The 8,245-nt window shown below is 44.5% G+C and carries 10 protein-coding genes; 3 read left to right on the forward strand and 7 right to left on the reverse strand.

Going from position 1 to position 8,245, the window contains the following annotated elements:
• The 3 genes from NBH15_RS28565 to NBH15_RS28575 all read right to left on the reverse strand — a co-directional run.
• Positions 1–138 (reverse strand): recombinase family protein (locus tag NBH15_RS28565; RefSeq protein WP_250824159.1); only part of this gene is annotated, 138 nt, incomplete at its 3' end.
• Positions 139–380: 242 nt separating this feature from the next.
• The gene (locus NBH15_RS28570; protein WP_117682277.1) at positions 381–1,217 is read right to left on the reverse strand and encodes a virulence RhuM family protein; all 837 of its coding nucleotides are present in this window, start codon (positions 1,215–1,217) and stop codon (positions 381–383) included.
• A gap of 3 nt (positions 1,218–1,220) precedes the next feature.
• Positions 1,221–1,550: a hypothetical protein gene (locus NBH15_RS28575; RefSeq protein ID WP_005868799.1), complete on the reverse strand. Its 330-nt coding sequence runs from the start codon at positions 1,548–1,550 to the stop codon at positions 1,221–1,223.
• 285 nt (positions 1,551–1,835) lie between these two features.
• On the opposite strand from NBH15_RS28575, the gene NBH15_RS28580 reads away from it, so the two are divergent.
• Together NBH15_RS28580 and NBH15_RS28585 are read left to right on the forward strand one after the other, a co-directional pair.
• Positions 1,836–2,594, forward strand: coding sequence for a ParA family protein (locus tag NBH15_RS28580; protein WP_005868802.1), 759 nt, complete (start codon positions 1,836–1,838; stop codon positions 2,592–2,594).
• A 4-nt stretch (positions 2,595–2,598) separates the two neighbouring features.
• Positions 2,599–2,856, forward strand: coding sequence for a hypothetical protein (locus tag NBH15_RS28585; RefSeq protein ID WP_005648607.1), 258 nt, complete (start codon positions 2,599–2,601; stop codon positions 2,854–2,856).
• A gap of 188 nt (positions 2,857–3,044) precedes the next feature.
• Here the strand turns inward: NBH15_RS28585 and NBH15_RS28590 are convergent, their stop codons facing one another.
• From NBH15_RS28590 to NBH15_RS28600, 3 genes are read right to left on the reverse strand one after another with little or no spacing between them, the layout of a single operon-like run.
• Entirely contained in the window at positions 3,045–4,166 is a 1,122-nt protein-coding gene (locus tag NBH15_RS28590) for a fimbrillin family protein (protein ID WP_221729070.1), read from the reverse strand.
• Positions 4,167–4,211: 45 nt separating this feature from the next.
• Positions 4,212–5,132 carry a DUF5119 domain-containing protein gene (locus NBH15_RS28595; RefSeq protein WP_195545166.1) on the reverse strand — a complete coding sequence of 307 codons (921 nt, stop codon included), beginning with the start codon at positions 5,130–5,132 and terminating at the stop codon, positions 4,212–4,214.
• Positions 5,129–6,361, reverse strand: coding sequence for a DUF3575 domain-containing protein (locus NBH15_RS28600; protein WP_118364374.1), 1,233 nt, complete (start codon positions 6,359–6,361; stop codon positions 5,129–5,131). The genes NBH15_RS28595 and NBH15_RS28600 overlap by 4 nt, the downstream gene beginning before the upstream one ends.
• Before the next feature lie 293 nt (positions 6,362–6,654).
• Here NBH15_RS28600 and NBH15_RS28605 point away from each other — a divergent pair, with 293 nt between their 5' ends.
• Entirely contained in the window at positions 6,655–7,716 is a 1,062-nt protein-coding gene (locus NBH15_RS28605) for a helix-turn-helix domain-containing protein (RefSeq protein WP_015545978.1), read from the forward strand.
• A 128-nt stretch (positions 7,717–7,844) separates the two neighbouring features.
• Here NBH15_RS28605 and NBH15_RS28610 read toward each other — a convergent pair.
• A partial coding sequence (locus NBH15_RS28610; protein WP_250824158.1) for a beta-barrel fold lipoprotein occupies positions 7,845–8,245 on the reverse strand: 401 nt, incomplete at its 5' end.

An 8,245-nucleotide genomic window follows, 5' to 3' on the forward strand; every position in this document is an offset into this window, starting at 1 on the left:
TCCGCTTATCTTTTCCTCAAAGACCGCCGTCACCTCGTACCCCCGTCCGGCTGCGAACCTCTCCAGATCGACAACCTGCCGTTCGGTCGATTGCCTGGCCGACTGCGAGCTTACACGTGAATAAATAACCACATTCATCCCTTTTGCTTTTGTTCTTCCTTATCTATTGTTTTAATCACCTTATCCACCTCTTTCAAGGACGGCATTATTTCCGGATCTATCCAAAAAAGAAATTCGCTAATTAACCTATAATTACTATCTTTGCATTGTAATGCTTGGTAAAGCCTCTGTTTTCAAAACACGTAACCAAGTCAAGGATATACCCGTTCATCAAGAACGGGTTTTTCTTTTGCGACAGCCCATTCATAAGACAAAGGATATTATAACAGGTCAGTAATCACAGCCGCCGGAATATCCAGCTTTGAGAAAGCGAACATCTTTTTCCCCAGATCCTTTAACGAGGCTCCGATATGGTACACGTCCGTTTCATCAACGATCAGGAAACGGTCGTGACTGTCCCGGTACGTCCTGATGTCGATAGGTGTGTACTGGCTGTTATGCCTGTCAAGATCAAGTTGGAGTTGCTGCGTGATACGCTGGGTGTAAATGGTGGCCGAGACACCGACGCTGCGTTTACTCAACATGAGCAAGACCGTTTCGTCCACATAGTTGTCGATAAGCACGATCGAACGCCTGGCCGACTTTACCAGATCGGTAGCGAACTTGTACGCATCGAAAATCTGGCCGTTATAAAAAATGCCTTCGACCGGGGGCAAGGCAGTACGCACAAAAAAATCTATCTTCTCGGTATGTTGAGCGACAGTCCTTTCAAGTTCTGACAAACGTTTATTAATGGAATACCCTTTTAAAAGATAGTCCTTTAAAACCTTATTCGCCCATTGCCTAAATAAAATACCTCTTTTACTATTGACACGAAACCCAATGGATATGATCGCATCCAAATTGTAATAAGTCAGATTGCGCATCACTTGCCGTTTGCCTTCCTGTCGAACTGTTCGGAAATCCCGAACAGTTGAACTTTCCTCTAATTCTTTCTGATCATATATGTTTTTTATATGCTCGCTTATATTTGCTTTGCTGGATTGAAAAAGATCCACAATTTGCGCCTGTGTCAGCCAAACGGTTTCATCTTCCAGCCTCACTTCCAACCTGACCGCTTCATCCGGCTGGTATAATATGATTTCTCCCTGTTCCATTACTTATTTACCTTTTCTTAATTCATCAAGCCTCTGCATCGCACCGCTGAACTTCTCACTAAACATCATATCATCGGGCAAAACAAACCAGGTGGGAATACCTCTCGACTGTGGATTACCTATACATTCATCTTGCCCGTTCTGTTTGCGGTAATCGTCCCATTCACTATAAGCGATGTTCCAACGAATACCTAATTTATAGGTATTTTCCCATTTAATAATAGCCAGTGAATAGGCCGGATCATCTTTGCCGTCATAAATCACTTCTACAACTTCAACCACCCCTTTAGGGGAATTTATAAACTTCGGATTTTTATACGAATAAGTGCTCATGTCTTTTATTTTTTATTCATAGCACACAAAGATACTCAAAACAAATATATACATATATACATACGTATGATTAACGTATAAAAACATTTATGGTTATTCTAATCTTTGATTAATTCCGGTACAGAAACAAAACGTACCGAAAGACGGAAACAGGATTTATTTCGGTACGCTTCCCCGATCGGTACAAAAAACACGCAAAAAACGAAAATACTACTTTTAGTCTTTTAGTATATTAGTATTTTGACTATATTTGCGGACATGACAACCATTTAAAAAACTGAATTTATGAGCAAAGCAAAAGTAATCTCCGTATTGAATCACAAGGGGGGAGTAGGAAAGACCACAACCACGATCAACCTGGGCGGTGCGTTACGTCAAAAAGGGTACAAGGTTCTTTTGATCGACCTTGACGGGCAGGCCAACCTGACCGAATCGCTGGGCTTCTCTGCGGAGCTTCCCCAAACGATCTACGGTGCGATGAAAGGCGAATACGACCTGCCGATCTACGAGCATAAGGACGGCCTTAGCGTCGTTCCCTCCTGCCTGGATCTCTCGGCCGTTGAAACGGAGTTAATCAACGAGGCCGGACGGGAGCTTATCTTAGCCCACCTTATCAAAGGCCAAAAGGAGAAATTCGATTATATCCTGATCGACTGTCCCCCCTCGCTGTCGCTGCTCACGCTTAACGCACTGACGGCCTCGGATCGGTTGATTATCCCGGTTCAGGCTCAATTCCTGGCAATGCGTGGAATGGCCAAACTTATGCAGGTCGTCCACAAGGTGCAGCAACGTTTGAACTCGGATCTTTCGATAGCCGGGGTTCTGATAACCCAGTACGACGGAAGAAAGAACCTGAACAAGAGCGTTTCGGAACTGGTACAGGAAACATTCCAGGGCAAAGTGTTCAGCACCCATATACGCAACGCCATTACGCTGGCCGAAGCCCCGACACAAGGGCAGGATATTTTTCACTATGCCCCCAAATCTGCCGGGGCAGAGGACTACGAAAAGGTATGTAACGAACTGCTAACAGAAATAAAGTAACCATATGGCAAAGAAGAACGATTTAAAAAACAGTATGTCGGCCGGGCTGACCGGGGGATTAGACAGCCTGATCCAATCCACGGCCGGGCAAAAAGAGGCTCAAAAGCCGAAGAAAGCGAAAACCGTGCATTGTAATTTTGTCATGGACGAAACCTATCACCAGAACTTAAAGCTGATCGCGATCCGCAAAGGCGATTCGCTAAAATCGGTATTGCAAGAGGCTATATCTGACTACTTGGATAAAAACAGTTCCCTGCTATAACAGCGTATCGGGAATATACAGGGCAAACACTCCACAAAAGAAATTCTCCAGGAAAAAGGTACGCAAAAAGCACCCCTACACATCAAAAAGTATATTGAAAATGCGATTCCCTATAAAGAACCCGTTGGCGGGATTAATCTTGCGTATGTTTAACCTGCCAACGGGTACGATATTGATAAACTTTTTGTTTAAGGTTTAACGTTTACGTTGCTATTTGCATCAACCCATTCTGTTGTCTCTGCATTAAACTGGATCGGATTCAACACAGCCTCTCCCTGATCATCATAACCACCACCGAAAATCAACGTGTAGATATAGCGCTTGCCCTGTTCCCATGTATCTCCGAACGGAACATAAATTGTTTTGTATTCGCTTGCTGAACCCAACAGATAAGCTCCGGACTGCCGGATTTTGCAGGCGATCTCCAGATAACATTGCTTCGCATTATCGGCCTCCAACTTGCTTTTGGTGGCTGTTTCGGAAACTTTCCAAGCAGTCAGCTCCTGTGGTATATTCAGCATAGGAGTATTTGTGGTAATATCGGTAGCTTCGGTATTGCTATTGACCGTGATGTTTGCGTTTTTCACTACGGTAAATGCGTGTGGAAATGCTAAATCAGACGAACTCCAACTTCCCGTTCCATCGGCTGCCGCAGGCAATGTGAAGGCGCCGGCAAATTTGAAATTATGAATCTTGATCACGTCGATGTCCACCTGCATGTTATCGTATTGGGTCTTTGCTTTGAATACGACCTGTGACAGAATATGTTTGAAATTAAATTTCACTATTCCGTTGTTCATGTCTTTTGTCTGGCCTTTGGCCATGGCATACATCACGTCGTAGTTTGCATGAGTAGTACCGCTTCCATACTCATCCATGCAGGTATAACTTATCTTTTGGACATCCTTGGTGGCTTCCCAACTATAAAACACCATCATGTCTTCACTAACCGTTCCGGGATTGAACGCGTAAAAGTCCAAAGCCTCGGTAGGCCAATAACGAAGGTCGTTCGCATCGTCATAATCCCACTTACCATCTTTGTACACGATCTTCACTCCGTCATGTTCAAAATCCGTGTCGACCTTTCCCATGAAGGCAGTACCATCCGCCGTAAAAGCGAACACGTCGAAATCGGTGTTCTTCAAGTTGGTGTTGGTAGTAGGGGTAGCCCTCGTTTCCGCCGCATTACTTAACACGTTAAAACCAATCGCATTCCGTGAGGAGGTTTCCACATTCGCAATCTCCTCGTCTGAGCAACCCATGAGTAGAGCTCCAAAGATTGCCCAAAGCATTACTGTACTTTTTTTCATAAATAAAAACAATTTAAATTGATACATATAATTAACAAACTCGTATTACAACACTATATCCATATTCACATCATCCCAATCATCAACGTCCACATCAAATCCCGCACCGTCACTTCCCGGCTCGGATGGTACCTCATAATCAAAATTCAACACCAGATGCACATCACCGACATGCCCCGCTACCGGGACATCATGCACTTGGTCGCTCACGTCCTGTTCCAATACAGACATGCTGCCGGAACGGTTCTTGAGATACAGCCGGAAAACATTGGGCTCTCCTTCAAGTGCGGAATGTCCAAACGTATAGAATCCGCCTATAATCTGATTCCGTGAAACCATTCCATCAAAGAGCAGGCTCTCCGAAAGACCGGCGGGCAAACTGTCGCCGGACATGTTAAGCGAGCCGGACATGCCGGAAAGAGCAGCCCGCAAATCCGCCACCCTATCCAGTCCCCGAAGACCGTTCACCTCATACGTGTAGTGACATACCATGTTTACGGGAGTTAGCCGTACTATCTCCGCGCTTCCTCCCGGAATGTCCTTGAGGATAACTCTGTCTATATGGTCGCCACACAGCCAGGGTGGGGTGACAGCCATTGTCCGGTTATCCGGCGACCGAACATCACGCGTATCGGCAGTAAAAAGCGTGTAACTGCCGTTTTCTTTCCAAACCATCCCGTCGGTATCGTAGTTGAAGCAAATTACCCGGTAATCATTCTCGGGGAGCTCCACTTCCCCATCCTCTCCTCCGGGGAAATCAAATATCCACGTGTTGCTTTCATCGTCGGTCGGATAAAATACGACCCTCATGCCTTCAGGCTTGTCATGATTGGAAATCTTGGTCCAGTCGAATATTACCCGCACCGTGGCAAAGTGCGGATGATCGTAACATAAATCCTTATGCTCACAAGCCGTCAGTCCTATCCATAAAAATATGAACACCAGACTAAAGCGTATCCGTATCACTGCCTGCCTCCTTTCTTCCGGCTATAATTCCCCCGCCCGATCAACCACACCAAAGAGATACCCGCCTTGGTCGGGCCGAACCAGCGGCGGTTTTTAGTGGTCTGCCATACATAGTGACCGTCCAAAGGGATGTACTCCTTGTACGATCCTCCAAGGTAGCCGATTCCCAACGTGAAATCCACATTGAACCGATGTCCCACAGGTAACGAGTAGCCGTAAGCCACGCCTCCCCCGTAACTCCATTTATCCCCCAAGTAACCTTTCCCACCCAATTCGAAATCATAGGTGACGATCTGCCCGTACAATCCGACATGATGCCCGGAAAACGGTTTTTCCACCGCTCTCCGACCGAACCAGCGGCGCAACTCCACATCTCCCCCATAGATACGCCAATAATTATGCTTCCGATCACTTTTCCACCAGGCATACATCCAATTCCCGGCCACAGACCAGTTCTTCCCCAAACAGAACTCAACCCCGATGTCAGGTATCAAAACAGCGTCATAAAGCAAGTTTGTTTTCACCGCCATGCAAAACGGCCGTTTCTTTACCGGAGCTATGACGGTAACGGTATCACGGATGCACAACGTATCACGTGTATGTATATATACCGTATCTCTGACGGGATTTATCGGATCACTATCATAGCATATTTTCACCATCGACGAACGAAGTTTCGGAAAATGGAATTTATACAAATATGAGTATGGCCTCCCCCCTTTCAGTCTTTTCAGTTCTCCCCCCCAATAAGGGCTGTCCTGGTTTTCCAAACGGACGATCTTCTCCAACAAACGAAGGACATCCTCCCTCTCCGGAACATTCACATCCGCTCTCACCATCGTTATAAGTCCGTTCCAGTCGCTTCCCGAAAAATGAAAATCCCTCTCCAATACCGGAATCTTTATATAAGGTGATATATACCGCCACAAAACCTCTGCTCGTTTTTCAGACAGCCTTCCATTCAACAGCCCCCCTCCTTCCGGGGAAGCTCCTCCTATTATTTGAATTTTCCTGATAAGACGGACGGAGTCGTTCAATGCGGAACAGATTTTAGCAAACCGCTCCATCTCGTTCCCATTGTCAAGTAAACATGTATCTATATTTACCTTTCCTTGATGAAAATAGATCCTTACCGAATCACGCTTCTCCTGAGCGGATATTTCTCCGCTTATACTCAACACGAGCACGAACAATACACATTTAATAATATAAAAACCTCTTTTCGTCATTTAATCATTTGTTAATATGACAATCCAAACCCAGGCTTTTACACCCCCTTGAATTTCGACCGCAAAATACACACTTATAAACCAGCTTCCAAAGCAAAAAACAAACATTTTAAACTTATAAATACTTAAAAAGACAACCACACAACAACTACAACACTTACCACAGCAGCCAATCATGCTTACACAACAATTAAAAATACTTAACATCATAAAGAAAAGTACTTAAACATACAAAAAAACAGTTATCTTTGCAAGAAACATCATACTTAATAACACTTAAAACAATAAAATACATGATATTCAGCACAAAAGCCGCCTCTTTTCTAAGTTCAATAAAAACTCAAACTTACGACAAAAAAGAAAGAGAAATGATAATAACGTATCAACAAAAACGAGTCTTTCATCTATCCCTGCTCATGCTGGTCTTATGCGCACCCATATACATATATTCAGTTCCATTTCCCAATGAACAGTTTTATTATATTAACAGCGTATTATTCCTGTTTATCATTATGTGCACTCTCGCTTATTTTAAAAAGAGAGTAAATCTGACCACGACCTTTTCCATTATACTGATAGCCATACATATCGAGATTTTTATCGAAATAATTTATTGCTCAATATGTAGCGGATATGAATATAGTTATCAAAGAGCATTGATAATGAGTAACATTACTATCTCTCTCTTATTTACCATGCTTTCCATCTGTGCCTATATGAGTAATATCTCCATCCTATTGTCCTCCCTTACCATAGCTTCCTATACAATCTGCACACTTATCACCGACGAACCGTTCCTATACAGTTATCTGCCTTTGATCATCATCATATACACCATGATCCCCTTATTAGGAAGATCCTTACACAGTAATATCAGCAGCTTGCTAAAAAGTAGCAACTTGCTAAAAGAGGAAGAGGAAATGCTTTTGAAACGTCTCCAAATGAAAAAGGAAGAACTATTCGCGTTCGCCGAGTTGTTAAGCGAGAATAACCCGGAAGAAAAGACAAGCTCCCTGTTAAACATAATAGGGGAACAATCCAAAGAAAATCTTTTTACAGCCCTTGCCGCATACCAGAAAAAGGAAAAAAGTAAACTTGATACAATCAGGAGAATATATCCCAATTTATCCCCGTCCGAATTAAACATCTGCCGTTTAATACTGCAAGACAAGACCGTCAGCCAAATATGCGAATTATTACATCGGAGTAGCGGAAACATAACCAGCCAACGAGCGAACATACGTGCCAAACTCGGACTGAAAAAAAGCGACAATTTAAAAGAAGCATTACAAGAACGCATGAGGCTGTATGAAGAAGAACACCACCGGCAAGAGGAGTTTTCAGCCATGCGTTAGGGATTGCAGAGTAAAGCCCACAGCCTTTAGGCGAGGACTTGAAACGTAAAGCCCGACCGTCCCACGGGAACGCCCAAAAGAAAAAAAATCCCCCGAACATTCATCCGGGGGACATTCAGGTCGTCACGTCAATTATAATACAGATTAAGATCATCCATACCGATCTCCTTCCCGTCCCGGAAAGAAAGGCTCTTTTTCTCGATCTCCTTTCCGTTCTTGTAAACGGTCACAACCCACTGCATCGGCTCGTTCACGACACCGTCCTCCCCGTCCACGACACTACCGGAAACGGCGAACTCGATCGCCTTTCCCGTCGTGGTTAACGTCACCTTTTCGACGGCCAGTTCTTCATCGCTTAGAATCAACGGGCTTGCGAGGCTTTCCCCCGTCGCCCCGTCTTTCAACCGCGTACCGTTGGCGACTACCACGACCGACTTAATGAAGCTGCGGAAATCTCCCGACTGCTCGATCGTTACCTCATACATCGCCCCTTTTCCTCCCGGTTCGTCGTCGTCCTTGCTGCAACCGA

It is taken from the genome of Parabacteroides caeci (assembly GCF_023656795.1).
GTDB classification, from domain to species: Bacteria; Bacteroidota; Bacteroidia; order Bacteroidales; family Tannerellaceae; genus Parabacteroides; species Parabacteroides segnis.